General features: G+C 57.2%; 22 protein-coding genes and 2 pseudogenes. 6 read left to right on the forward strand and 18 right to left on the reverse strand.

Going from position 1 to position 24,458, the window contains the following annotated elements:
* The first annotated feature begins 71 nt into the window (after positions 1 to 71).
* Entirely contained in the window at positions 72 to 2,759 is a 2,688-nt protein-coding gene (locus MUN79_RS11925) for an alpha-L-rhamnosidase-related protein (RefSeq protein ID WP_244677859.1), read from the forward strand.
* 58 nt (positions 2,760 to 2,817) lie between these two features.
* Here the strand turns inward: MUN79_RS11925 and MUN79_RS29995 are convergent, their stop codons facing one another.
* From MUN79_RS29995 to MUN79_RS11945, 5 genes are all read right to left on the reverse strand, one after another.
* Entirely contained in the window at positions 2,818 to 3,261 is a 444-nt protein-coding gene (locus tag MUN79_RS29995) for a dienelactone hydrolase family protein (RefSeq protein WP_311136776.1), read from the reverse strand.
* A gap of 52 nt (positions 3,262 to 3,313) precedes the next feature.
* Positions 3,314 to 3,673 (reverse strand): dienelactone hydrolase family protein, encoded by a 360-nt coding sequence (locus MUN79_RS30000; protein WP_262923024.1) that lies wholly within the window; start codon positions 3,671 to 3,673, stop codon positions 3,314 to 3,316.
* A 148-nt stretch (positions 3,674 to 3,821) separates the two neighbouring features.
* A complete protein-coding gene (locus MUN79_RS11935; protein ID WP_244677860.1) occupies positions 3,822 to 3,995 on the reverse strand; it encodes a Kazal-type serine protease inhibitor domain-containing protein in 174 nt (57 codons plus the stop codon).
* A gap of 176 nt (positions 3,996 to 4,171) precedes the next feature.
* Positions 4,172 to 4,540 (reverse strand): cupin domain-containing protein, encoded by a 369-nt coding sequence (locus tag MUN79_RS11940; RefSeq protein ID WP_244677861.1) that lies wholly within the window; start codon positions 4,538 to 4,540, stop codon positions 4,172 to 4,174.
* A gap of 14 nt (positions 4,541 to 4,554) precedes the next feature.
* A complete protein-coding gene (locus MUN79_RS11945) occupies positions 4,555 to 4,800 on the reverse strand; it encodes a Kazal-type serine protease inhibitor domain-containing protein (RefSeq protein ID WP_244677862.1) in 246 nt (81 codons plus the stop codon).
* Positions 4,801 to 5,051: 251 nt separating this feature from the next.
* Between MUN79_RS11945 and MUN79_RS31830 the strand changes: the two genes are divergently transcribed.
* Both MUN79_RS31830 and MUN79_RS11960 read left to right on the forward strand, forming a co-directional pair.
* Positions 5,052 to 5,486 carry a YtxH domain-containing protein gene (locus MUN79_RS31830; protein WP_375378220.1) on the forward strand — a complete coding sequence of 145 codons (435 nt, stop codon included), beginning with the start codon at positions 5,052 to 5,054 and terminating at the stop codon, positions 5,484 to 5,486.
* Positions 5,487 to 5,653: 167 nt separating this feature from the next.
* Positions 5,654 to 6,025, forward strand: coding sequence for a YtxH domain-containing protein (locus tag MUN79_RS11960; protein WP_244677863.1), 372 nt, complete (start codon positions 5,654 to 5,656; stop codon positions 6,023 to 6,025).
* A 279-nt stretch (positions 6,026 to 6,304) separates the two neighbouring features.
* Here MUN79_RS11960 and MUN79_RS11965 read toward each other — a convergent pair whose 3' ends face one another.
* The 8 genes and pseudogenes from MUN79_RS11965 to MUN79_RS12000 form a co-directional block, all read right to left on the reverse strand.
* Positions 6,305 to 6,598 (reverse strand): DUF3861 domain-containing protein, encoded by a 294-nt coding sequence (locus MUN79_RS11965; RefSeq protein WP_244677864.1) that lies wholly within the window; start codon positions 6,596 to 6,598, stop codon positions 6,305 to 6,307.
* Between the two features lie 691 nt (positions 6,599 to 7,289).
* Positions 7,290 to 8,851, reverse strand: a pseudogene (lysS, locus tag MUN79_RS11970) (lysine--tRNA ligase).
* A 293-nt stretch (positions 8,852 to 9,144) separates the two neighbouring features.
* Complete coding sequence (locus MUN79_RS11975; RefSeq protein WP_244677865.1) at positions 9,145 to 10,185, reverse strand: hypothetical protein; 1,041 nt, start codon at positions 10,183 to 10,185, stop codon at positions 9,145 to 9,147.
* Between the two features lie 241 nt (positions 10,186 to 10,426).
* Positions 10,427 to 11,158, reverse strand: a complete 732-nt coding sequence (locus MUN79_RS30010; RefSeq protein WP_262923025.1) for a carboxy terminal-processing peptidase — start codon at positions 11,156 to 11,158, stop codon at positions 10,427 to 10,429.
* Positions 11,125 to 12,567 carry a S41 family peptidase gene (locus MUN79_RS11985; protein WP_262923026.1) on the reverse strand — a complete coding sequence of 481 codons (1,443 nt, stop codon included), beginning with the start codon at positions 12,565 to 12,567 and terminating at the stop codon, positions 11,125 to 11,127. The genes MUN79_RS30010 and MUN79_RS11985 overlap by 34 nt, the downstream gene beginning before the upstream one ends.
* A 358-nt stretch (positions 12,568 to 12,925) precedes the next feature.
* Positions 12,926 to 13,741 carry a hypothetical protein gene (locus tag MUN79_RS30930; protein WP_311136724.1) on the reverse strand — a complete coding sequence of 272 codons (816 nt, stop codon included), beginning with the start codon at positions 13,739 to 13,741 and terminating at the stop codon, positions 12,926 to 12,928.
* A 197-nt stretch (positions 13,742 to 13,938) separates the two neighbouring features.
* Positions 13,939 to 14,307 carry a hypothetical protein gene (locus MUN79_RS11995; protein WP_244677866.1) on the reverse strand — a complete coding sequence of 123 codons (369 nt, stop codon included), beginning with the start codon at positions 14,305 to 14,307 and terminating at the stop codon, positions 13,939 to 13,941.
* 114 nt (positions 14,308 to 14,421) lie between these two features.
* Positions 14,422 to 15,612: a proline dehydrogenase family protein gene (locus MUN79_RS12000; RefSeq protein WP_244677867.1), complete on the reverse strand. Its 1,191-nt coding sequence runs from the start codon at positions 15,610 to 15,612 to the stop codon at positions 14,422 to 14,424.
* 172 nt (positions 15,613 to 15,784) lie between these two features.
* Between MUN79_RS12000 and MUN79_RS12005 the strand changes: the two genes are divergently transcribed.
* Positions 15,785 to 16,882 (forward strand): bifunctional 3-deoxy-7-phosphoheptulonate synthase/chorismate mutase type II, encoded by a 1,098-nt coding sequence (locus tag MUN79_RS12005; protein ID WP_244677868.1) that lies wholly within the window; start codon positions 15,785 to 15,787, stop codon positions 16,880 to 16,882.
* An 8-nt stretch (positions 16,883 to 16,890) separates the two neighbouring features.
* Here the strand turns inward: MUN79_RS12005 and MUN79_RS12010 are convergent, their stop codons facing one another.
* On the reverse strand, positions 16,891 to 17,328 hold the full coding sequence (locus MUN79_RS12010) for a hypothetical protein (RefSeq protein WP_244677869.1): 438 nt from the start codon (positions 17,326 to 17,328) through the stop codon (positions 16,891 to 16,893).
* Positions 17,329 to 17,449: 121 nt separating this feature from the next.
* Here MUN79_RS12010 and aroB point away from each other — a divergent pair, with 121 nt between their 5' ends.
* Both aroB and MUN79_RS12020 read left to right on the forward strand, forming a co-directional pair.
* Positions 17,450 to 18,496 (forward strand): 3-dehydroquinate synthase, encoded by a 1,047-nt coding sequence (gene aroB, locus MUN79_RS12015; RefSeq protein ID WP_244677870.1) that lies wholly within the window; start codon positions 17,450 to 17,452, stop codon positions 18,494 to 18,496.
* Between the two features lie 71 nt (positions 18,497 to 18,567).
* Positions 18,568 to 19,803, forward strand: a complete 1,236-nt coding sequence (locus MUN79_RS12020; RefSeq protein WP_244677871.1) for a 3-phosphoshikimate 1-carboxyvinyltransferase — start codon at positions 18,568 to 18,570, stop codon at positions 19,801 to 19,803.
* 1 nt (position 19,804) lies between these two features.
* Here MUN79_RS12020 and MUN79_RS12025 read toward each other — a convergent pair whose 3' ends face one another.
* From MUN79_RS12025 to MUN79_RS12040, 4 genes and pseudogenes are all read right to left on the reverse strand, one after another.
* The gene (locus MUN79_RS12025; protein WP_244677872.1) at positions 19,805 to 20,605 is read right to left on the reverse strand and encodes an ABC transporter substrate-binding protein; all 801 of its coding nucleotides are present in this window, start codon (positions 20,603 to 20,605) and stop codon (positions 19,805 to 19,807) included.
* 15 nt (positions 20,606 to 20,620) lie between these two features.
* A complete protein-coding gene (locus MUN79_RS12030) occupies positions 20,621 to 21,565 on the reverse strand; it encodes a glycosyltransferase family protein (RefSeq protein WP_311136725.1) in 945 nt (314 codons plus the stop codon).
* Positions 21,566 to 21,595: 30 nt separating this feature from the next.
* Positions 21,596 to 22,666 carry a M42 family metallopeptidase gene (locus MUN79_RS12035; RefSeq protein ID WP_244677873.1) on the reverse strand — a complete coding sequence of 357 codons (1,071 nt, stop codon included), beginning with the start codon at positions 22,664 to 22,666 and terminating at the stop codon, positions 21,596 to 21,598.
* Between the two features lie 117 nt (positions 22,667 to 22,783).
* Positions 22,784 to 24,351 (reverse strand): annotated as a pseudogene (locus tag MUN79_RS12040) (acyl-CoA carboxylase subunit beta).
* Positions 24,352 to 24,458 lie beyond the last annotated feature (107 nt).

Raw genomic sequence — 24,458 nt, forward strand, 5'->3', positions numbered from 1 at the left:
CGCCACCGCTGCTTTGTATGAAACTTCCCGCCCGCCTTTTCCTTTCACTGCTTGCCTTAGGATCTTGCCAGGTGCATAAGAATACGTCTTCCAACTCCTCAGCAATTCCCGCTGCTGCCCCGGCCACCACCGCGCCCGTGTGGCAGTCGGCGGCCTACACCGTGTACCGCGACTCGGTGGTACAGGGCCCGCACGTGGCCCGGGCTCTTTCGCGCCGGGAGCTGACCTCCAACTACCGCAGCCCGGCCAACGCCTTTCAGAGTCCGCGCATCAGCTTTAAGTTCAGCCTCAACGGCAAGGACAACGAAATGCCGCCCGGTCAGGACCACGTGCTGGTAGCCCTGCCGGCGGCCGGCGGACAAACCCTGGAAACCCCAGTCATCGTCTTTGGGCAGCAGTACCTGGACAACACCGCGGTGCCCGCGGAAACGTACCTAGCACCCAACACCCCGCTCCGGATTCGGCTGGACCTGCGGCCCCTGCTGGCGGCCTTTCAGCAGCAGGGCTTCTTCCAGCTCTACAACGGGCAGAAGCTGTACAAGGACGACTTCAAGCACGTGTTTGTGGCCGGCAATGCGGCGCCCCTCAGCTGGGATTTCGACAACCTGATCAACAAGCCCGGGCTGGAGCTCAAGGACCCCGACGGCAACGGCATCTACGAAACCACGGTGGTGCTCAACGCCCATTCCGAGGAGAAAACCACCGCCGCGCACTGGCAAGCTTCCCTCGACGTAGCGGCTTTTCCCCAGCTCACCTCCGATTACCCGCTGCTCAACGCACTGTATAACCTGGCCCTGGAGGAAGCCAAACGCGCCGTAGAGCCCGACGGCACCTTCCGCACCGGGCAGGAGTGGGCCGGCGTCTGGACCCGCGACATCAGCTACTCCATCATCCTGGCCCAGGCCGCCCTGCAGCCCGAAGTAGCCAAAACCAGCCTGCTGCGCAAAGTCACGCCCGCCGGCCGCATTATTCAGGACACGGGCACGGGCGGAGCTTACCCGTGCTCCACCGACCGGATGATCTGGGCCGTGGCCGCCTGGGAAATTTACAAAACCACCGGCGACGAGGCCTGGCTGCGTAAAGTGTACCCCATTATCAAGAACTCGATTGAGGATGACGTGCTGGTGGCTTACAACCCGCAAACCGGCTTGGTACGCGGCGAGTCGTCGTTTCTGGATTGGCGGGAGCAGACCTACCCGAAGTGGATGCAGCCGGTAGATATTTACCAGTCGGAAAGCCTGGGTACCAACGCCGTGCATTTTGAGGCCAACCAAGTGCTGGCGCAGATGGCCGACCAGCTGGGCCAAGCCGACGTGGCCCAAACAGCCCGGAGCCGGGCGGCAAGCATCAAATTTGGCATCAATGAACACCTGTGGCTTGAAGAAAAAGGTTACTACGGGCAGTTTCGCTACGGCCGCGTGTACCAGCACTTGTCGCCCAAAGCCGAGGCCCTGGGTGAAGCCCTGACGGTGCTCTTTGGCGTGGCCGAAGGCAGCCGGCCCCAAACCGTCGTGGCCCGCACGCCGGTCATGGACTACGGCATTCCCTGCATTTACCCGCAGATTGCGGGCATTCCGCCCTACCACAACAATGCCGTGTGGCCCTTTGTGCAAAGCTACTGGGGGCTAGCCGCGGCCAAGGTTGGCAACGAGGCATCCTTTCTGGAAAGCCTGATGGCCGTGGCCCGGCCGGCCGCTTTGTTTCTGACCAACAAGGAAAACTTTGTGGCCAGCAACGGCGACTTCAGCGGCACCCAGATCAACAGCAGCAATATGCTCTGGAGTCTTTCCGGCGCGCTGGGCCTAGTCTACAAGGGCTTGTTTGGTATGGACTTTCAGGCTGCCGGCCTCCGTTTCCAGCCGTTAGTGCCCCAAGCCCTGCAGGGCACCCGCCGACTCACGGGCTTCCGCTACCGGGGCGCGGTGCTCAACATTGAAATGGTGGGATTTGGGCAGGGTATTAAAAGCATTACCCTCGACGAGCAGCCTCTGCCGGACGCCACGCTGCCGGCCACGCTCACCGGCTCCCACGACGTCCGCATTGAGTTGCCCAGCGTTGCGCTGGCAGCCTCCGCGCAAAACAAAGTGGCCCACCACGTGGCGCCTATGACCCCAGCCGTGCGCTATACCAACGGCCAATTAACCTGGGCTCCGGTGGAAGGCGCCCGAGCCTACCAGGTGCTACGCAATGGTCAATTTGCGGCCCGCACCACCACCACCGAGTTTGCTGTGCCAGCCGCCAGCTGCTATGCCGAATACCAAGTGCTGGCCATTGATGCCCAAAACCACGAGTCCTTCGCTAGTGAGCCCCTGGCTGTGGAAGCCGGGAAGCTTCAGCGCGTCTACGACCTGGGCACGGGCCGGTCGAAGTCCGGCAAGCCTTACCAGGGCTACACCGGCCAGGGTTTCGTGGAAATCAGCAAGACGCAGAACAAGACGCTGGCCGTGCCCGTCGTAGTGGCGGAGGCTGGCCTCTACGCCGTTGATTTTCGCTACGCCAACGGTAACGGGCCCATCAATACCAGCAACAAGTGCGCTATCCGGACCCTGCGCCGCGGCCGGCAGCTGCTGGGCACCGTGGTGCTGCCCCAGCGCGGGGTAGATGAATGGTCCGACTGGGGCTTTTCCAACCCTATACTAGTGCGCCTGGAAAAAGGGCTGCACCCGCTCACTCTCACTCTCGAAGCCGCCAATGAGAATATGAACGGGGAAGTCAACCAGGCTATGCTCGACTACCTGCGCCTGACCAGGATTGACTAAAACGCAGTAACAATAAGGCCGGCAGGTAACTGCCGGGCCTTATTGTTGGGCTTACTTGCTAGGAAAGCTTTTCCTTGAACAGGCGCAGCGTCCGGTCCCAGGCCAGCTTGGCGGCTTCGGCGTTGTAGCGGGCAGGGGAGGAGTCGTTATTGAAGGCGTGGTTAACTCCTTCGTAGATAAACTGCTCGTAGGGCACCTGAGCGGCCTTCAGGGCGGCCTCGTAGGCAGCGGCTCCGGCGTTTACCCGCTCATCGAGGCCGCCGTAATGCAGCATCACGGTGGCTTTTATCATGGGGACGTCCTCGGCCTTGGGCTGCATGCCGTAGTACGCCACGGCCGCGTTTAGCCGGGAGTCGTGCACGGCCAGCTGGTTGGCCAAGGCTCCGCCCCAGCAAAAGCCTACGCAGCCGGTCTTGCCGTTGCTGTCGGGGCGGTTGCGCAGGTAGTTCAGGGCCCGCAGGTAGTTGCCCAGGTTCTGCTGAGCATCGAGCTTGCCAATCAGGGTGCGGCCCTCGTCCTCGTTGGCCGGCGTGCCCCAAACGGCGACAGGGCATCTACCCCAATGCCAAGTAGCCGGCCTTGGCCACGCGGCGCGTCACGTCCTTGATGTGGGGTGTCAGGCCGCGGTTTTCGTGAATCACCACCACTGCCCCGCGCTTTTTGCGGCCCTTGGGGCGGGCCAGGTAGCCCTTCATGGTGGAGGCATCCCCTGGCCAGCTTACTTCCTCGATGACCAGGTCTTTGTCGGACTCCTCGATGGTAGCCGCCTCGGCATAGCCTGGGTCCAGCACCGACAGGGCCGTCATGGCTAGGGCCAGGCCACCGGTCAGCTTTACCAGCCGCTCCATAAACTCCATGCGGGTCAGGGGCTTGTGGGTATACTCGTCAAACAGGTTGATAATGCGCTGGTCCATACCAAGGAGAATGAGGGCGGGGAATTTTCAGGAAGATATGCAGAAGAAAGGGTTTAGTCCAGCTTCCCGGCCGTGCTGCTTGCCCCGCAAAAAAAGCCCAGCGGCCATTGGCCGCTGGGCTTCGTGAGGACCGGTTTGGTACCGACTGCTAGTTGGCCTTCGTCGGGCAGGCACCGGGAGCATAGGAGCGCAACCCGGCTTTATCTGCTTCACAGGCGTTGGAGTACGTCTTGTTGTCGCAGCCGCACACGGGGGCATACTGGGCCGTGCAGCCCGCATCCGGGTTGACTTTAGCCGGGTCGATGCAGTCCGTCGGCCCCATCGGGCAGATAGCCAGATCTGGTTCCTTGGGGCTACTTCGGTGCGCTGGCAGGCGCTAACCAGGCCGGCGGCCAGGCTCAATACGAGTAAGGTGCGTTTCATAGGGAATAAGTGCCAGGTGAAAGAATCTCTCTACTGGGAGTAGCTAGCCCGCCCACTGGTTGCATCCACTGGTTGTTATTCTTCCCGGTGCACGGTATCCATTGAGAAAGCCGGCACGCAGATCGACCAGTACTCGCACTCGGCGTCGAAGGGGTTGGAGTAGCGCACCCGGGCCCCGGCCTTGATCAGCAGCGACTCGCCGGCGCCCAGCTCTATGGTGTCGCCGTCGACTTCGAAGCGCTTGCGACCCCGCACCACGATGGTAATTTCGTCGAACTGCGGGTTCTGGTGGGGCTCGCTCCACTGGGGCGGGGCCACCATGTGCGCCACGCTGTAGGCACCGGTCTGGGTGCTGGCCAGGCCGATGTGCTCCTCAATGAGCTTGCCGTCGGTGGTGGGGACGCGAAACGGGTTCTGCTGCCGGAAATACCGTTTTTCAGCCATAATTCGGGAAGTAGTTACTTGGTGGTAGAGCCCGGGCACTCGCCCTTGGTGAAGGACGTGACGCCCGCATTGGTGGCCGCGCAGGCGTTGCCGTAGGTTTTGCCGTCGCAGCCGCATACCGGGTCATACTGCATGGTGCACACGGCGTCGGTGCGGACTTTGGCCGGGTCGATACAGGCCGGGGTGCTGGCCGTGGGCGTGGCGCGGTTGCAGGCCAGCAAGGAGAAAAACAGCCCTACGGCTGCTGCAGATCGGAACATGGTAAAAAGCTTAGGTGAGGATAATGCCTGAAACGAGGCCGGTGCAAATATGGGGCAGGAGAGTAGATATTTTACTTTGACTATTTTTAGCTTTGGCCCATAACCCGGTTGGCCGGGCTTCGTATAGGCAGGCAGACTGGCCCCAGAGCGGCTGAGCTTACGTTCCGTATGCCGCCCCTGCCGACTGCCTAACCCGCACGAACTAGTCCGACCAACCACTGTTCATTTGTTCACCCATTCTCTCTAACACCATGTCGTATCACGAAGAAGACAACTCGGGTAAAATCCTTTTGGCTGCTCTGGCAGGCGCCGGCGCTGGCATCATTGCCGGTATGCTGATGGCCCCCGATAAAGGCAAAGCAACCCGCGAAAACCTGCGCAGCGCAGCTACCAAATACAGCGGCACGCTGGGCGAGCAGCTCTCCAAATATGGTGAAGAGCTCGACTCGAAATTCAAAGGCTACGTGGAGAAGCTCGAAGATATGGGCATCACCGGCGTAGGCAGCAGCCTGAACCTGAAAGGCGACTGGAACGAGTCGAAAGGCAAGCTGAAGCAGCAGTACGCGCAGCTGACCGACGAGGACCTGGAGTACTCGGAAGGCAAAGGTGACGAGCTCATCGGCCGCCTGCAAACCAAGCTGGGCAAAGGCAAGCGTGAAATCACGAAACTGCTGAACGACCTGTAAGCCACTTGCGGCTTTCGCATTCTTGTAAAAACGGCCTTGCTTCCTATCCGGGAACAAGGCCGTTTTTTGTATAACCTTCGGTATATATCCGCGTTTAGTGTTTTCAGCGCTGTTTTAGTGGCAGCCTGCCTTGTACCGTATCTAATTAACTGCCTACTCTTTTTGTGATGAAAGACAACAACGGAAAAGTAATCCTTTCCCTGCTGGTGGGTGCCACCGCAGGCGTAGTGGCCGGCCTGCTGCTGGCTCCCGAAACCGGCACTGAAACCCGCACGGGCCTGAAAAAGTCGGCCTCCAAGTGGAGCGACGACCTGAGCAAGCTGCTCAAGGAGTCCGTGGCCCGCATCAACTCGCCCAAGACTGGCGACGCGGCCACCGACGAAAGCCGGAGCGCGGCCGATGAGGTGCTCAGCTCTATGGGCCAGGACACGGGCACGGGGGCTAGCTCCCACACCACTACGGCGGCCAACACGCCCGGCGCCCCGGAGGAAAACGTCAATCCGGAAGCCTCCGACACGAGCGAGTTTAGCCGTTCGTAATTTTTTTTCACGGCAGCGTAACCTTAGCGTAACGGGGCCGTTAAAGACAATACAACGAGCTTGAAAGAAGGTCGGAGAAGCTGGTAAAGTAAAATTGCCGACAGTAGGAGCTTCTAGCGGTAACGGTTTAAGTGCCCCTAGCAAAATCAGACTTGTCCATCGCACATTTCTTTATCGTGCCCCGATTGGAAGGGTAAGCAAGTTGTACTAAAGAAAAGCCTCCCGCGACATTACGCGGGAGGCTTTTCGATTTTTAGGCCCTTTGCTATTGCTGCCCGCTCAGGAAGTTTTGAGCCGCTGCATAAACTCCCGAAAGGCGGGGGCAAACTCCTCAAACAGCGGATGCTGCCGATTCTTGAGCATAACCTCGCTAAAGAGCTTAAGCCCGATGGCAAACTCCGTAGACTGCTCCGGCTCCTGAAATAAGTCGCGCTGCTGCAGGCGCTCAATGATCTGAAAGATGTCGTCGTGGTTGCCGAACGTTAGCTCGATGGGTTTGGGCTGGGGGCTGTCGGGCTGAATGCCCGCAACCTGTTCCAGGCGTAGGCGGTACGAATAAGCGCGTTTGTTCATGGCTCTAATTGAAGATACCAAAGGGCAGACATTTTGGCGGCCTGCTTACCTTATTGTGATGGTGTAGGAGCCCTACTTAAAATGCCTGTAGCGCCGCGTAACGGCCGATTGTAAATTTTTTTTGCTTCATCCGTAACCTTCCTTTCAGCCTCCCGTTAAAGCTAACATAACCGACTTATATGAAGTTGGGATGTCTTGAAAGCAAAATTGCCCGCTGTAGAGCTTCTACCAGAAATTCAAAACCTCCGGTAGCAAAATCGTACAGGACTGTTGGTAAGCTTCTTTTAGGAATCCCGTTAGAACACCCGATAGGTTAGTTATCAAAAGAAAAGCCTCCTGCGACATTACGCAGGAGGCTTTTCGACGTTTATACCCTTTCCGTTTTTCAGCCGGGCCGCCGGCTCAGGCATGTGCCCGAAGGCCCGCCACAGCTGTGATGCATACCCCGGCGTTTTCCCGACGGCCTGTCACAGTCGTGATGGGGTGTCCCGGGTTTTCCCGAGTACCTATTACGACTGTGACAGGTGCCCCGGCTTTTCCGAGGGTGTATCACAGTTGTGATGGGTGGTCGTGAAAAGGCCCGAGTGCCTATCACAGTCGTGACAAGCCTTCGGGCCTTTTGCGGAGTATCTATCACAGTTGTGGCGGGCCCTGCGGAGTTTTCCGAAGGGCCCGCCACGACCAAGGTCACTTATTCGCCCGACTCGGGCTTGGGTGCGTTTTCCGACTTGCTGTACTCGGGCTTCATCTGGGGGAAGAAGAGCACGTCCTGAATCGAGTTGGAGTTGGTCATAATCATGCTCAGGCGGTCGATACCGATGCCCAGGCCGGCCGTAGGCGGCATACCGTACTCAAGGGCCCGCAGGAAGTCCTCGTCGAGCACCATAGCTTCCGTGTCGCCGCGCTTGCCCAGCTCCAACTGGTCCTCGAAGCGCTGGCGCTGGTCGATGGGGTCGTTGAGCTCGGAGAAAGCGTTACAGATTTCCTTGCCGTTGCAGATAGCCTCGAAGCGCTCTACCAGGCCGGGCTTGGAGCGGTGCTTCTTGGCCAGTGGCGACATCTCCACGGGGTAGTCGGTAATGAACGTGGGCTGAATCAGCTTGGGCTCCACGTGCTCCCCGAAGATTTCGTCGATGATTTTGGCTTTGCCCATGCTCGGGTCGAGGCCCACTTTGAGCTCCTTGGCCGCAGCACGCAGCTCGTCTTCGCTCTTGCCGTCGATGTTGAAGCCGGTGAAGTGCTCGATAGACTCGGCCATGGTGAAACGCTTCCAGGGGCGCTGGAAGTTAATTAGGTTCTCACCCACCTGCACTTCGGTTTTGCCGTGCAATGCCAAGGCTACACGCTCCACCATTTCTTCCACCAGGTCCATCATCCAGTAGTAGTCCTTGTAAGCTACGTAGAGCTCCATCTGGGTAAACTCCGGGTTGTGGAACCGGCTCATGCCTTCGTTGCGGAAGTCCTTCGAGAATTCATACACCCCGTCGAAGCCGCCGACAATGAGGCGCTTGAGGTACAGCTCGTTGGCAATGCGCAGGTAAAGCGTCATGTCCAGCGTGTTGTGGTGGGTCTTGAAGGGCCGGGCAGCGGCACCCCGTACAGGGGCTGCAGGATCGGGGTTTCTACCTCCAGGTAGCCTTTGTCGTTGAGGTAGTTGCGCATGGCCTGCACCAGCTGGGTCCGCTTGATGAAAGCGTCGCGCACGTGCGGGTTTACCACCAAGTCCACGTAGCGCTGACGGTAGCGGGCTTCGGGGTCGGTGAAGGCATCGTAAATGGTTTCTTTTCCAGTTGCTTCATCTACCACGCGACGCACCACGGGCAGGGGGCGCAACGCTTTGCTCAGCACCGTCAGGCCGGTTACGTGCACCGAAGTTTCGCCCACCATGGTTTTAAAGACATGGCCTTTCACCCCGATAAAGTCGCCCAGGTCGAGCAGCTTCTTGAATACGGTGTTGTAAAGCTCCTTGTCTTCACCGGGGCAGATTTCGTCCCGGTTGATATAGAGCTGAATGCGGCCCGACGCGTCCTGCAACTCGGCAAACGAGGCCTTGCCCTTCACCCGCACCGACATCAGCCGGCCCGCCAGGCTTACTTCCTGGAAGTTGTTGAGCTCGGGGTGGTAGTTATCGAGGATTTCCTGGGCGTAGAAGTTTACATCGAATAGCTCGGACGGATACGGTTCAATGCCGAGCTTCTGAAGTTCCTCCAGCTTCTGGCGGCGTATCTGTTCCTGTTCGCTGAGGTGCTGCATGAGAATGGTCGTTTATAAGCCTGCAAAGGTAGTCTGAAACAAAGATTTTCACAGTGTATAAAGCGTTATGGATTTAACGGTTAATCTGAAGGCAAACCACCGTCATGTCGACCAACGGGAGACATCCCGCGTGCAATGGTAAAATCAGTTATTACTACACGCGAGATGTCTCCCATTGGTCGACATGACGTGCGGTTGTAAGCTACTCTGTTTAAACAAACAAAAAGCGCCATCCCAGAGGAATGGCGCTTACGTGTATATGGAGTAAGGCACAATGTACTAGTGCGGGATGCTTAGGCAGCGATGCCCATCGGCTGCTGGGGCTCCTGGCCCGTGAGCAGCGGCTCAATGCGGGTGTGCAGGCGCTCCACTACGAAGTTGTTTTGCAGGTGCTTCGGCAATTCCTTAACCAGCTGCTGGTAGCGCTCTAAGCCCATAGCCTTGGCAATGTAGCTCTCGTGAATACCGTTGAGGTAGCTCACAATGTTGAGCAGCGACTGGTGAAACAGCTTGAAGTCAATCTCAGCTTCCACGTAGCGCTCAATCTCCCGGCTGGTCTGCGAAATGCGCAGGCGACCCAGCAGATCGAAGATGGTGGTATAACCCAGGCGCCAAGTAATCTGCTGCCAGTGCGAGGCCGTCCACTTATCGAGCACCTTACCGGTCTTCTGGCTGCGGATAGCGGTATTGGGGTTGGCTTGCACCTGCTGGCGAGTAATCTGGGCCTTCATCTTGCGGGTAGTGCGCAGAAACTGGCCAATCTGAGCCTGGGCTTCAATCTCCTTGCCGGCAATGTGCAGACCAGGCTTGTAGCCAGCCAGCGGCAGGCGGTGAATGCTAAAGTCGCCATAAGCACCGGCGGCATAGAACGACACCGGCCGTGGATACGCATTACGCACCACCAAACGGCCTACCTCCCGCCGAATAAGCGAAGGGTTGTTGGAACGTACGCCAGCCGTGTACAGGAAAGCCTGCAAACCCGACAGGATGGTATGATACGCCTGGGGGAAGGTCCAGTGCAGGGCATTGCGCAGATACTCTTCGTCGCCCAGCTCGGCCGTGGCGCGCAGGGCATACTCCGTGCTCCAGCAAGCCTGCAACAGCTTGCTTACCGCCTGGATATCAGCCTCCGTCAGCTCTGCTTCGTGAGCCCGGAAGAAGGGGAGGTGCTGCAAGCCACCCGTTGCATCATCATTTTCTTGAATATGATAGTTGATGGCAAAGAAGTAGTTGAGGAACACCTGGGCCGGAATAGACTTGCGCCAGGTTTCCTCGGCTTGCTTTTGCTCGTCCGTGACGAGCGGAAGGATGTTGTTCTCAGTTGTCGTTGTCATGCTAAGTAAACAGCTAGAGGCTAGTATGAGTTGCATATTTACTAATTTTTTTCGCAATTTGCAATGGATTACCTTTGTGTTAGTAATCAGTTAGTTATGTATGAATTAATGATTAGTATTACTAGATTGATAGTTGCGGTTTTTAGGGTCGATTTGCTAACTATATTGGCCGATGCTTTTGGGCAAAAAAGAAGCCCCACGTCACTGACGCGGGGGCTTCTTTTTTGCGAATTAAAGGAGCTTACAGCTGATCTTTGATAACAGCTACGGCTTCGCGCAGGGTGATATCGTTTTTCAGATTCTTAGTGAAGCGGCCAGCGCGGTTTACCTCAACCGTATCGGAGCCTAACTGCCGCAGGTCGACTGAGAGAGGGGCAATGGCCAGCGGCTGAGCGGCTTTCTGCACGGCTTCGTACTTCTCCGACTCGGCTTTGGCTTGCTCTTGCTCAGCCCGGAAAGCGGTGAGCTTCAGCGACACCATCGTGTCATCCTTACGCTTACGCATGCGCTGTACCATTTCGTTCATCAGCTTAAAGCTGGCGCTGCTGGCAACGCGGGCCTGGCTGGCGGTACGGAGCTTGTCGATAGCCGGAGCAGCATTCCAAGCCTTGTAACGGGCCGGGGTGATTTCGTCCCACTTCAGCGGGTAATCAGACTCCTTCTCACCCTGATCCAGGTAGCTGTAGGCATCGGGCAGGGCAATATCAGGCACTACTCCTTTGAACTGCGTCGAACCACCGTTGATGCGGTAAAACTTCTGGGTAGTGAGCTTCAGGGAGCCAAAAGGCTTCAGGCTGCTGAAATCACCCAGCATATCGTCGAGGTCGAAGATGCGCTGCACAGTGCCTTTGCCATAGGTGCTGGCACCCATAATCACGCCACGCTTGTAGTCTTGCATAGCAGCGGCCAGAATTTCGGAGGCCGAAGCGCTGAACTTGTTTACCAATACCACCAGCGGACCGTTGTACTGCACGCGGGGTCACGGTCGTTGAGGATGCTGGGTGAGCCCTGGGGCGAACGAACCTGCACCACTGGGCCACTTTCTACAAACAAGCCGGCCATTTCCACGGCATCCTGCAGTGAGCCACCGCCATTGGAGCGCAGGTCGAATACAATACCGTCAACATTCTCCTGACGGAGCTTCTCTAGTTCCTTCTTCACATCCTCGGCCGAGCTGCGACCACCGTTGTCGTTGAAGTCAGCATAGAAAGTGGGCAGGCGCAGATAGCCGATTTTCTTGCCGTTCTCCTGAATGGTAGCCGACTGCGCGTAGGTTTCTTTCAGCACCACCACGTCGCGGATGATGGAAATAATCTTGGTGCTGGCGTCGGGCTTTTTCACGGTTAGGCGCACTTCCGTGCCCTTTTTGCCTTTGATCAGAGCTACTGCCTTGTCTAAGCGCAAGCCTTCAACCGACACTGGCTCAGCGGCACCCTGCGCTACACGCAGAATAATGTCCCCGGCCTTCAACTCACCCTGGCGGTAGGAAGCCGAGCCCGGAATAACATCTGATACCTTAATCTGGCCATCTTTCTCCTGCAGCGAAGCTCCAATACCTTCGAAGCGGCCAGTCATGGCTACGTCAAAGCTTTCCTTGTCGCGCGGGGCAAAGTACTCGGTGTGGGGGTCGTAGGTGTTGGCAATGGTGTTGGCGTACACAGCTAGGCGCTCATTGGCGTCAGTCTGTGCCATGTCCTTGAACTGCTCGTCAAAGTACTTGAGCACCCGCTTGCGGGCTTCAGCTTCCATTTCGGCTGGCGTACGAGTAGGCTCAGAAGTAGTGGCGGCCGAGGGCTGAACAGAAGTAGATGCCAGGGGCTTATCCTTCTTCTTTTTCTGCTCATCCATCATCTCCGACACCCGAATCAGGGTCTGATACTTCAGATACTTGCGCCACTCTTCGCGCTGAGCGGCAGCATCGGCGGCAAATACCATCTTATCCGCTTCCGTCTCAAAGGACTCTTCCTTAGTGAAGTCAAAGGGCTTGGAAAGGATGTCGCGGTACAGGGCCTGAATGTCCTTCGTGCGCTGCTCCATGAGCTTGGTGCTCAGGTCCAGAAACTCGTGGGTGCCACGACGCACCTGGTCATCAATATCATTTTGGTATTTGCGCAGCTGAGCCACGTCCGACTGCAGCAGGAACTTCTTATTATAGTCGATGCGCTTCAGGTACAGGTCAAAAACCCGCTTGGAGAAATTGTCATCAACCTTCTCGGGCTGGTAATGCGCCGCGCTAAGTCCCTGTAGCATGGCTTTGATGAGCACCTCGTCTTTTTGGGGCGGACTAGCATCATTACGCCGATACAGCTTATAGGAAGCCAGCACGAAGACTGCCAGCACCAACGAGGCATATAGGCCTATTTTCAGTCGGGGGGAAGACATGGAAAATCAGAATGAGATGGAAAATCAAATGTAAACAAAAGCCGTTCCGAACACTCGAACCCGTCAAACCGACGGCTTTCACTCAAAACGCGCAGACAGCTATAATAAGTGCCCCGGAGCCGCTTTCAATGCTAAGGGTGAGATTTTACCTGTAGGGTTGCACTACTCGTCAGCGCGTTAGCTTCTACTAATACCTTAAAGCAATTTCAACTCAAGGCTAAGTCAACCACTTTCATATTCTTAAAAGGATATACGAAGGCATAGCAAGAAAAAGTTGGCGGAAAGGCAAAATAAAAAGGCCTCCTACACAAGGTAGGAGGCCTTTTCTAACAAGAAGCTTTATGGCTTATTCAGAAGCTTAGTAGCGACGTACACGGTCGCCGTTGCTGCGACGGAATTCGTCTTCGAAGTACTGAGCATCTTCAGCGTTGCGGGGTTTTACACCCATTACAATGCCACCGTTCTTGATGTCGCTTTCGTACTCAGCGGCATGCTCTTCGGGAATGCCCGAGCCTACCAGAGCGCCTACCAGGCCACCCGTCAGACCACCGGCACCAGCACCAGCCAGAGCGGCGGCGATAGGACCAGCAATTACGAGGCCCAGGCCGGGCAGAGCTACCGAAGTACCGATAGCAGCAATGGCACCAATGATAGCACCAGCCGTGCCACCGATGGCCGAGCCTACGCCGGCACCTTCCATAGCTTTGTCACCGAGGTCGGTGTGGGCCGTGTTGTCACCGAAGTGCGTTTTACGGGTTTCGTCCGACATCAGCACGTTCACGTCGTCTTTGCCGTAGCCACGCGACGAGAGAGACTGGTAAGCACGCTCGGCGCTGTCACGGTCACGGAACGAGCTGGTCAGCATGCTGGGGCCCGAAGTATTCTGGTAAGGCTGGCCGGTTACAGCGTGAGCTGCTTCGTCGCCAGCATTTTGTACTGCATCAATACCACGGCCTACTACGGCACCAGGAGTGCCTGCAATGGCAGCACCTTTAGCCGTTGCGCTATAGTCATCACCGCCAACGTTGGAGGAAGAGGCACCCGTGCCAGCGTTGTAGCTCGTGCCTTCGTTGCTCGAGCTGTTGCCAAAACCGGTACCAGTGTTAGAAGTACCATAGTTAGCGCCTGAGCCAGTACCGGTGTTCTGCGGGTTGTTCGAATCGTTGGTGTTCATCGGATGAAGGAGTTGAGTGAGGAAAGGAATAGTTAAGATCTAGTTGAAGAAATGCTACTGGGAAGTAGTATGTGCTTCAGCTTCGGGGATCTTAACGTGAGCATTCCACGAGGGGTTACAAAAAAACTGTTACCAGTCAAGTACCCAGCCTCATTTTTTCAATTAAACTTCACCCTAACACCTTATAGCAGCTATTATTAAGCGAACTGCTCGTAATTAGCCGGGTCTGCCCAGAAGGCACGGCATTCCCGCCGCATGGTTTTAAGAAAGTCTGGATCCTGCTTCAGGGTGCGCCACTCGCCCATACCGAGTCTTTCGCAGAGCTTGTAGAAGTTGTCGCCCTGCCCTTTGGAGCCCTCCACTTTTACCAAGCAGCTCAGTACCGGGCGCCCAGCTTGATATTCATTTTCCGAGATTTCGGCCAGCAGCTCGTTCAAACGGGCTTTCTCGTGGGAGATTTCCAGGTTGAAGCCTAGCTCGGCTTCCTGTACCAGATTGAGGTAGCTGGTGGTGCCCACCTGGTGGCGGGCAAAACGGATTAAATGGCTGCGAACTCGGCCGATCATTTGGGTAGGGAGCGTAATGGGTGCTGAAAGTAACAAAAAAGGCCCACAACCCAGAATTAACGTTTCTGGGTGGTGGGCCGCCGCAAGCCAAAATTGTGCCGGGGAGGGAAAATCCTATTTTTGAGCCTTTCGGCGGGCTATTTCTTTTTGAATTAAGAGGAACTCCCGGCTGCTCTGGCCCGCAATGGCCGTATTCTCATCGGCGCGCCGCAGTAGATAAGGCATTACCGACTCAACCGGGCCGTAAGGCACATATTTAGCCGTGTTATACCCCGCATTGGCTAGGTTGTAGGTAAGGTTGTCGCTCATGCCGTAGAGCTGGGCAAACCAGATGCGCGGGTCGCCGGGGCGCAAGCCAGCCTCGTGCATAAGCTCAGTTAGCAGCAGGGAACTGGCTTCGTTATGAGTACCAGCACAGATGCTAATCCGGTCGGCGTGGGTGACGCAATAGCGCAGAGCTTCGTCGTAGAGCTGATCGGTGGCTTCCTTGGTCGGGTTGATGGGATTCTGATAGCCCCGCTGGGTAGCTACGCGGCCTTCCTTTTCCATGTAAGCGCCCCGTACCAGCTTGCCGCCCAAGTAGTAGTTGCCCTGCACAGCTGCCGTGTAGGCTTGCTGAATAGCCTCGAGCCGGTCGTGGCGGTACAGCTGGTAAGTGTTCCAGACGATGGCCGACTCGCGGTTGTACTTGGCCATCATTTCGTAGGCCAGCGTGTCGATGGTATCCTGAAACCAGCTTTCCTCGGCATCCACGAACACGCGCACACCATATTGATGAGCCCGGGCACAGATGGCGTCTACCCGGGCTTTAGCCAAGTCGTAGCTTTTTTGCTCAGCCGCCGTGAGCGACTTACCGCTCTGAACCTTTTCCAGCAAGCCGCTATCGGCCACGCCGGTTACTTTAAAAACTGAGAAAGGGATGTGAGTAGAGCGGTGGGCCAGGTCAATGGTGGCCAGAATTTCGTCGCGGGTGTGGTCGAAGCTTTTATCGTTGCCTTCGCCTTCCACCGAATAGTCGAGAATGGTACCGATGTTATAGCGACCAAGCTCTTCTATGACGGGCAAACACTCGCGGATGGTTTCGCCGCCGCAGAACTGCTCGAAGATGGTTTTCTTGATCAGAAACTTAACCGGCAGATGCCATTTCAAGGCCGTTTTCATCAGGCCGCCCCCGGTTTTTACCAAGGTGTTGTTGTTCATGGCGGCGAACCGGGCGTACATTTTGCGCAGTTCGAGGTCCGACTTGGAGGCAAAGGCAACAGCCGTGTCGGTAAAGGAAATGGGCGGAGATTGGGTTACTGGCATGCGGGTGGCTAGCTTTGGGCGGGCTAATGGGAGAGGCCGTTTGGCGGGGCGAAGATAGCCGTTAAACATCGTTTCGGGCCGCAGAGTTACCACAGTGTCCAGCCTTTTTCGGGTACTGCTCCGGTAAGCCCCCGCGGAGTGGTTCCGCATCTTATTCTCTTTTACGCCATCTATGGAAAGCGCAATTACCTCCGAAACCTTTTTCACCCGGCTACTGACCGCCAAAGAGCAGCCGCTCCTGATAGCTGGCCCCTGCAGTGCCGAAACGGAAGACCAGGTATTGACCACCGCCCGCGACCTGAAAGCGCTGGGAAAAGTCGACCTGTTCCGGGCCGGAATCTGGAAGCCGCGCACCCGGCCGGGTTCGTTTGAGGGCGTGGGAGTAGGGGGGCTGCACTGGTTGCGCCGGGTAAAAGAAGAAGTGGGCCTGCCTGTGACAGTGGAAGTCGCCACGCCGCGGCATGTGGAAGATGCACTGGCTTACGGAGTAGAGGTACTCTGGATTGGGGCCCGCACTACCGTCAATCCTTTTGCCGTGCAGGAGTTAGCCGATGCATTGGCTGGTACAAATGTGCCCGTAATGGTAAAAAATCCGGTAAATCCCGACGTGGCGCTCTGGGCCGGCGCCCTGGAACGGCTGGAGCGGGCTGGTATCACGCAGCTGGCCGCCATTCACCGGGGCTTCAGCACGTTTGCGCCCTCGCGCTACCGCAACGCACCTACTTGGCAGTTGGCCATCGAGCTAAAAACCCGCTTTCCGCACCTGCCGCTCATCTGTGACCCCAGCCACATTGGTGGCCGCCGCGACCTGCTCCTGCCCATTGCTCAGAAGGCCCTGGACCTGGATTACGACGGACTGATGATTGAAACTCACCCCGACCCGGACCACGCCTGGAGCGACGCCGAGCAGCAGATAACGCCCCAGCGGCTGGGCGAAATGCTGACCGAACTCAAGTACCGCTACCGCTCCAGCGACAACGCCGACTACTTGAACAAAGCCGAAGAGTTGCGCCAGAAAATGGATGTGGCCGACCGGGAAATTATCGAAGCCCTGGCCCGGCGCATGTCGCTGGTCGAAGAGTTGGCCGAGTACAAGAAGGAAAACAACGTCAAGATTCTGCAACTGGACCGCTGGAACGAGATTTTTACGTCCCGGCTGCAATGGGCCGAGAAGCTGCGCGTCAACGATAAATTCGTGGCCGAGCTCTACAAGCTGATTCACCTGGAAAGTATCCGCAAGCAAACCCAGATCCTGCAGCGGCCGGAATAAAGAGCGGGTTAGGGCTTACCGGCTACCTCGTTAAAGCGGTTGGCATGCTTGCCTTTATAATAGATGTTGCCGCCCTTGCCGTTTTCGGAATCCTGCAGAATGAGCTTGTTACCCGTCACGGTATAAAACTGCTGGCTGCGGTAGCCCCGGTAAATAATCAGGTTCTGACTTTTGCGCCAGCCGTTACCTACCACTTTAAGCCGAAACCGCGCGGCTCCAATCATGGCCCCGTCCTGAAAGAACCGAGCCCGGCCCCGACGGTCAAACTCTACTTCCACAGTATGGCCCGTGCTGGCTGGGGTAGCTACTGCCGGGCTGGCGCTCTGTACCCACTCCCAGCGACCCACTAGCTGGTCTTCCATGGTGGGTACGGAGTCCCGGCTGCAAGCTGAACCTGCAATCAGTAAGGTAGCAGTATAGAACCAGGCAGCGTAGCGTGCTTTCATACAGGTAGTAAAGTTGTTGTTACCTTTCTCGTCTGATGCAAATACAATCTAATATTTGCACCAAATTAATTTTATTTAGGCTTAATCCGTGTGTTTGCTCGGATTAATTTTTTGTTTAAGGATGAAAAATTTGAACAGCGTGGTTGCCATCGGTCCGCAGGCCCTGCCTGGGTTAGCTGAGATGCTACGGCAAAGAGCAGTAAGCCAGATCTTTGTGGTCGTCGACAGCAACACGGCCCGGCACTGCTACCCGGTGCTGGAGCCTTATTTGCCCGCGCACACGCTAATCGAAATTCCGGCGGGTGAAGAGTACAAAACCCTAGCTACCTGCGAAACGGTATGGAGCCAGTTGACCGAGAAATCAGCCGACCGGTTTGCGGTGGTGGTCAATCTGGGCGGTGGCGTCGTGACCGACCTGGGTGGTTTCTGCGCAGCCACTTATAAGCGCGGTATTCGCTTTGTTCAGGTGCCAACTACCTTGCTGGCCCAGGTTGATGCCAGCGTAGGCGGCAAAACAGGGGTTGATTTTCAGGGCTTCAAAAACCAGATTGGCGTGTTTCAGGAGCCTGCCGGCGTGTTTATCGACCCACAGTTTCTGCAAACCCTGGACAATCGGCAGCTCAAGTCAGGCTACGCGGAAGTGGTGAAGCACTGGCTGATTGCCGATGCCCCGGCCTTTGACACCCAGCGCCACGAGGGAGTATTGGTAGAAGACTGGAGCCTTATCATTCGGGATTCGGTGGCTACCAAGCAGCAGATTGTGGAGGCCGATCCGCTTGAGTCGGGGCTGCGCAAGGTGCTCAACTTTGGCCACACCGTGGGCCACGCCCTGGAAAGCTACCTGCTGTTGCAGCCGGGCCGCGAGATTCTGCACGGCGAAGCCGTGGCGGCGGGCATGATCTGCGAAAGCTGGCTGTCGGTACAAAAGGGTTTGCTGAGCGAAACCGAGCTGGACCGGATTGAAACCTTTCTGTTCTCAGTTTTTGAGAAAGTACAGTTTGTGACCATGGAAACAGATGCCATTGCCCAACTGGCCCTGCAGGACAAGAAAAACAGCGGTACGACGATTAACTGTACCCTGCTCAACGGCATCGGTAAAGCCGTGTACGACCAGCCCGTAACGCTGGCAGAAATAGCCGAGTCGCTCCGGTATTATCATCGGCTGTAGTGGGCTAAGTTTGCGGCTTCTTACTTTTCTTTGGTTTAAAACTCTTTTCACTCATCGATACTTCCTCTTCCGTGCAGCTGCGGTGGGCCGGCCGGCCGCTCAGCGGCAGTGCCCAGCTTCCGGCTTCCAAAAGTGAAAGCAACCGCGCGCTAATCATTCGGGCCCTGGCCGGTGGCGGGCAGCTCGAGAACCTCTCCGACGCCAACGACACCGAGCTTATGCAACGCCTGCTGGCCACGCCGCTGAGCGCCGATACGCTGAACGCCGAGGATGCGGGCACCGTGATGCGCTTTCTGACGGCCTACCTGGCCGTAACCGGGCGCCAAGTGCTACTCACTGGCACGGCCAGGATGCGGCAGCGGCCCATTGGCGTACTCGTGGATGCGTTGCGCCAACTTGGGGCCCGCATCGACTATACCGAGCAGGATGGCTACCCGCCGCTGCAACTTCAGGGCTGGGAACCGCAGCTTGACGAGCAGGAACCCACCGAGCTGCGCGTACGCGGCGACATCAGCAGCCAGTACATTTCGGCCCTGATGATGGTGGGCAACCAGCTGCCCGCTGGCCTGCGTCTGCGCCTGATAGGCAAAGTTGGCTCCCGGCCCTACATCCGCATGACGCAGTCGTTGATGCAGCACTTTGGTGGGCAGTGCCGCGACCTGGGCGAGGTAATTGAGGTGCGCCCCCAAGCGTATCACAGTGCCGATTATACCATTGAATCCGACTGGTCAGCGGCCAGCTACTGGTATGCCATGGTGGCACTGGGGCCGGCCGGTTCCAGCATCACGTTGCCCGGGCTGCGGCAGCATTCCTGGCAGGGCGACCAAGCCATTGTGGGTATCATGGCCCAGCTGGGCGTAGCCACCGAGTTCAACGACAACGGTGTTACCCTAACTCAGCAGCCCGTAAGCGCCGGCGTCGAGCAAGACTTTACCGACTGCCCCGACCTGGCTCAGACCGTGGCCGTGGTAGCTGCTGCTCTGGGGGTGCCCCTGGTTTTAACCGGTCTGGAAAGCCTGCGGATCAAGGAAACCGACCGAATTGCGGCTCTGCAGGCGGAGCTGGCCAAGTTTGGCGGTGCCTTGGTCGATGAAGGTGACGAACGGTTCCGGGTGCCGGTAGCAGAGTTTCACGTGGCAGGCCAGACCGTGGAAACCTACCACGACCACCGCATGGCCATGGCCTTTGCCCCGCTGGCCTTGCGCGGCCCGCTCACGGTGCTGGCTCCCACCGTCGTGCGTAAGTCGTACCCGCAGTTCTGGTCGGAGTTGCAGAAAGTAGGCTTTGAAGTAAGCTCGCAGCCGTAGCCTACGCCCGCAAAGAGGCGAAATATTCGGCCGAGTGCCGCAGCCGGCTGCCGTGCCAGCTGAACAGCTCCCCATCAACAATCCGCACCGTGGCCGAGGGACAGATAGTCTGGAACTCGGCCACGTGCTTTTCGGCGAAAGGGTAGGGCTCCGACGAAAGCAGAATGACGGCCGGAGCCGCGGCCGCCAACTGCTCGGCGGTTATTTCGGGGTAGCGACTTAAGTTGGCAAACACGTTGCGAAAGCCGGCCCGCGGCAGCATGGTGTCAATAAAAGTGCTGCTGGCGGCCACCATATAGGGCTTGCGCCAGATAAAGTAGGCGGCCGGAGTAAGGGCGGCGGGAACTAGCTGGGTGGCAAATGAGCTGGCAATTTCATCGGCCATTGCGTCGGCGGCCGACTTACGGCCCGTAATCAGGCCCACCCGGCGAATCATGTCCAGGGCCTCGTCCAAGTTGCTGATGTCGCTCAGCCACACCGGATACTTCTGCGCCAGCTGCTCGATACCAGCCTGGTAGTTTTCTTCCTTGTTGCCGATAATTAGGTCGGGTTGCAGGGCCTCAATCTTTTCGAAATCAAAGTTCTTGGTGCCGCCAATGACCGTGGCCTGCTGCCGGGCCTCAGGCGGGTGAATGCAAAACTTGGTAACGCCCACCATGCGGCTCCCCAGGCCCAGGTCGAAAAGCAGCTCAGTTTGGGAGGGAACCAGGGACACGATGCGCTGGGGCGGAAACGGCACGGCCACCCGCCGGTTGAGCTGGTCGGTGACGGTAAGCGGCGGCTGGACAAAAGGAAGCTCCACGGGCGGCACGGCGGGTTATAGCAACTGATAGTTCTTAAACTCAAACAGGCGCTTACCGGTCGTTTTCTCAATCCAGTACAGCACTTTGTTTTTCAGGGAAAAACGCTTCTGGGTCACGTCGATATCCACCTGCCAGTTGAGGCGGGCAATGCGGCGCTGCATTACGCTGGGGTGGGTGCCGGTAAATTTCTCCAAAGAGTCGAAGTCGTCGAAGTTGAACACCTGGGCCGTGGCCAGGGGCTGCTCCTCGGCCGGTTTGTCGCCGTGCCAGAACTGGTTGATGTGCTTCATCTTCTGCAGCATCTGCTGCGGATTTTTCACCCAGCCGTAGTGGTACACGAAGCCGTCGGCGGGCTTTACGCGCAGCTTTTCACCGTTGCGCCGGAAGCCCTGGGCATCCTTGTAGGACGTAATAGTCGGGTCGTTGCGGATGATGCGCACCTCGTGGCCGTACCAGCGGCGGGAGTCGCCCACGTAGTCGAAGGTGCCGTAGAAGTGCAGGTACTTGAACAGCAGCCCTTCCACCCGTTTATCGGCTACGTGGCGCTCGGCAGCGGCCCGGATGGCGGTGTGGTATTGCTCGGGCACTACTTCGTCGGCCTGAATGTAGAAGGCCCAATCGGCGTCGGGCGAAATCTGTTGGAACGCCTTGTTGGTTTCAATGGCCAGTACCTCGCCGCCCTTGCGCAGGGTTGGGTCCCAAACGGAGTGCACGATGCGCAGCTTGGATGAGTTTATCGAGCGAATCAGCTCCTCGGTGCCGTCGTCACCGTCGCCGATGCTGACCACCATTTCGTCTACCACTGGCAGAATCGACTCAATGGCTTCCACTACGGGGTAGTCGTTGAGCACCGCATTTCGAACGATGGTGAAGCCGGCAATTTTCATGGCGCAGAAATCGGGAGGGAAAACAGGATACAGAAACGCATGGCCAGCGTTGCCCGAAAGCAAGCCGGCCATGCGTTTTAGAGCACGGAGGCAAAGATAGGCCTAGCTGAAATAACGGAAGTCGTGGCCGTCTTCGATGCGCAATAGCGTCTCGTAGATGAGCTTGGTCACGTTGTCTACGTCTTCGGCGTGCACGGTTTCTACCGTGGTGTGCATATACTTCAGGGGCAGCGAAATCAGGGCCGAAGCCACGCCGGCACCGGAGTAGGCAAATGCATCAGTGTCGGTACCGGTGGCGCGGGTAGCAGCTGCGCGCTGGAACGGAATTTCGGTTTCCTGGGCCGTTTTGATAATCAAATCCCGCAGGTTGTTCTGCACCGCCGGTCCGTAGGTAATTACCGGGCCTTTGCCGCAGTGCAGGTCGCCTGCCGTCTTTTTCTCATACATCGGCGACTGAGTATCGTGAGTCACGTCGGTGATGATAGCCACGTTGGGGTTAATGCGGTGAGCCACCATTTCAGCCCCGCGCAGCCCGATTTCCTCCTGCACCGCATTCACGATATACAGGCCGAAGGGCAAGTTCTTGCCGTTTTCCTTCAGCATGCGGGCCACTTCGGCAATCATGAAGCCACCCACACGGTTGTCGAGGGCACGGCCCACGTAGAACTTGTCATTCATTACCATGAACTCATCCTCGAAGGTCACAACCGAGCCTACGTGAATGCCCATTTCCTCTACTTCCTTCTGCGAGGAGGCGCCGCAGTCCAGATAGATGGTTTCGATGGTTGGAGCTTTGTCCTGGTCGGTTTTGCGCACGTGAATGGCAGGCCAGCCGAATATTGCTTTCACCATGCCTTTGTCCGTGTGGATATTCACGCGCTTGGACGGGGCCACCAAGGCATCGGAGCCGCCGTTGCGGCGCAGGTAGATGTATCCCTCCTTGGTGATGTAATTGACGAAGTAGCTGATTTCGTCGGCGTGGGCCTCAATAACAACTTTGTACTCGGCTTCCGGATTGATAACCCCGACCACCGTGCCGTAGGTATCCACAAAGTACTCGTCGATGTAGGGCTTGATGTATTCAAGCCAGAGTTTCTGGCCTTCTTTCTCAAAACCAGTAGGAGAGGCGTTATTCAGGTAGCGCTGAAGGAAATCAAAGCTTTCTTGACGCATAAGCAGTGAAGGCAAACCGCGTTTTAAGCGGGTGAGAAAATAAAACCGCACTTGCCGGAGGACACGAGGCTATACCGGGCAGGGCAGGTACGATATTAAGGTTAAAATTGGTTTAATCTAGAGAGGAATGTTGCCATGTTTCTTACGTGGCAACACATCTACCTTGTTTTCCAGCATCTTAAACGCCCGAATTAACTTTTGCCGCGTTTGCGAAGGCAAAATAACTTCGTCGACAAAGCCGCGGTGAGCTGCCCGGTACGGGGTAGCAAACTTCTGCTGGTACTCGTCTACCTTTTCCTGTAGCTTGGCCTCGGGGTCAGCAGCCGTGGCAATTTCCCGCTTAAAGATGATTTCAGCGGCTCCCTTGGCACCCATTACCGCAATTTCGGCTGTCGGCCACGCGTAGTTCATGTCAGCCCCGATGTGCTTGGAATTCATTACGTCATACGCCCCACCATAGGCCTTGCGGGTAATGACGGTAATGCGCGGTACGGTCGCCTCGCAGAAAGCATAGAGCAGCTTGGCCCCGTTGGTAATGATGCCGCGCCACTCCTGGTCGGTACCGGGCAGGAAACCGGGTACGTCCTCGAGCACCAGCAGCGGAATGTTGAACGAGTCGCAGAACCGTACAAAACGGGCAGCCTTGGTCGAGGCGTTAATGTCAAGAACCCCTGCCAAAACGGCCGGCTGGTTGCCCACGATGCCGATGCTGCGGCCACCCAAACGAGCAAAACCCACCACAATGTTCTCGGCGAAGTTCTGGTGTACTTCCAGAAAGGAATCCGAATCGATAATGCCGTCAATAACCTCCCGGATGTCGTAGGGCTGGTTCGGGTTTTCGGGAATGATGTTGTCCAGCGCCGGGCGCGACTCGTCGCCTTGTGCCTCGTAGGCTAGGGCAGGAGCCGTTTCCTCGCAGTTCTGGGGCATGTAGCTCAGCAAAGCCTTGAGCTGATTGATGCAGGCTACCTCGTTGGCGCAGCTAAAGTGCGTCACGCCGCTCTTGGCCGAGTGGGTGCTGGCGCCGCCCAGCTCTTCGCTGGTCACGTTTTCGTGGGTTACCGTCTTCACCACGTTGGGGCCCGTCACGAACATGTAGCTCGTGTTTTCCACCATCAGGATAAAGTCGGTAATGGCGGGGAGTACACCGCACCCCCGGCGCACGGTCCCATGATTGCCGACAGCTGCGGCACCACGCCCGAGGCCAGGGTATTCTTGTAGAAAATGTCAGCGTATCCGCCGAGGCTTACCACACCTTCCTGAATCCGGGCCCCGCCCGAGTCATTTAGGCCGATGACGGGCGCGCCGTTCTTCATGGCCAGGTCCATAATCTTCACGATTTTCTCGGCGTGGGTTTCGCTTAGCGAGCCGCCAAACACCGTGAAATCTTGAGAGAAGACGTAGACGAGGCGTCCATTCACCGTGCCGTAGCCCGTAATGACACCATCGCCGAGGTAATATTCCTTGTCCAGGCCGAAGTCCTTGGAGCGGTGCATTACAAACTTGCCGATTTCTTCAAAGGAGCCCTCGTCCATCAGCAAATCCACCCGCTCCCGGGCAGTGAGCTTGCCTTTGGCGTGTTGGGCGTCGATGCGGGCCTGGCCGCCGCCGAGCAGGGCCTCCTGGTTTTTGCGTTCGAGAATTTCGAGTTTGCTTAGTTGGGCTTCAGCGTGCGGATCGGACATTGAGAAAATCGGTGGGATGAGAAGTAAGGTCAAAGGTAACGTAAGGGCGCAAAAAAAGCCGCACCATATTCGGGCGGCTTTTTACGAAAGGATTCATTCTCTTTAGG

The organism is Hymenobacter cellulosilyticus (assembly GCF_022919215.1).
In the GTDB taxonomy this organism is placed as follows: domain Bacteria; phylum Bacteroidota; class Bacteroidia; order Cytophagales; family Hymenobacteraceae; genus Hymenobacter; species Hymenobacter cellulosilyticus.

Excerpts from the sequence above, each read along its gene's own strand:
- MUN79_RS11945 (WP_244677862.1), bottom strand. The coding sequence starts at position 4,800 with ATGTTCCGATCTGCAGCAGCCGTAGGGCTGTTTTTCTCCTTGCTGGCC.
- MUN79_RS11975 (WP_244677865.1), bottom strand. The coding sequence starts at position 10,185 with ATGACAACGACAACTGAGAACAACATCCTTCCGCTCGTCACGGACGAG.
- MUN79_RS11935 (WP_244677860.1), bottom strand. The coding sequence starts at position 3,995 with ATGGGGCCGACGGACTGCATCGACCCGGCTAAAGTCAACCCGGATGCG.
- MUN79_RS11995 (WP_244677866.1), bottom strand. The coding sequence starts at position 14,307 with ATGATCGGCCGAGTTCGCAGCCATTTAATCCGTTTTGCCCGCCACCAG.
- MUN79_RS11940 (WP_244677861.1), bottom strand. The coding sequence starts at position 4,540 with ATGGCTGAAAAACGGTATTTCCGGCAGCAGAACCCGTTTCGCGTCCCC.
- MUN79_RS30000 (WP_262923024.1), bottom strand. The coding sequence starts at position 3,673 with ATGGACCAGCGCATTATCAACCTGTTTGACGAGTATACCCACAAGCCC.
- MUN79_RS30930 (WP_311136724.1), bottom strand. The coding sequence starts at position 13,741 with ATGAACACCAACGATTCGAACAACCCGCAGAACACCGGTACTGGCTCA.
- MUN79_RS12030 (WP_311136725.1), bottom strand. The coding sequence starts at position 21,565 with ATGGCCGGCTTGCTTTCGGGCAACGCTGGCCATGCGTTTCTGTATCCT.
- MUN79_RS12000 (WP_244677867.1), bottom strand. The coding sequence starts at position 15,612 with ATGCCAGTAACCCAATCTCCGCCCATTTCCTTTACCGACACGGCTGTT.
- MUN79_RS11960 (WP_244677863.1), top strand. The coding sequence starts at position 5,654 with ATGAAAGACAACAACGGAAAAGTAATCCTTTCCCTGCTGGTGGGTGCC.
- MUN79_RS12005 (WP_244677868.1), top strand. The coding sequence starts at position 15,785 with ATGGAAAGCGCAATTACCTCCGAAACCTTTTTCACCCGGCTACTGACC.
- MUN79_RS11965 (WP_244677864.1), bottom strand. The coding sequence starts at position 6,598 with ATGAACAAACGCGCTTATTCGTACCGCCTACGCCTGGAACAGGTTGCG.
- MUN79_RS11985 (WP_262923026.1), bottom strand. The coding sequence starts at position 12,567 with ATGTCTTCCCCCCGACTGAAAATAGGCCTATATGCCTCGTTGGTGCTG.
- aroB (WP_244677870.1), top strand. The coding sequence starts at position 17,450 with ATGAAAAATTTGAACAGCGTGGTTGCCATCGGTCCGCAGGCCCTGCCT.
- MUN79_RS12010 (WP_244677869.1), bottom strand. The coding sequence starts at position 17,328 with ATGAAAGCACGCTACGCTGCCTGGTTCTATACTGCTACCTTACTGATT.
- MUN79_RS31830 (WP_375378220.1), top strand. The coding sequence starts at position 5,052 with ATGTCGTATCACGAAGAAGACAACTCGGGTAAAATCCTTTTGGCTGCT.
- MUN79_RS12035 (WP_244677873.1), bottom strand. The coding sequence starts at position 22,666 with ATGCGTCAAGAAAGCTTTGATTTCCTTCAGCGCTACCTGAATAACGCC.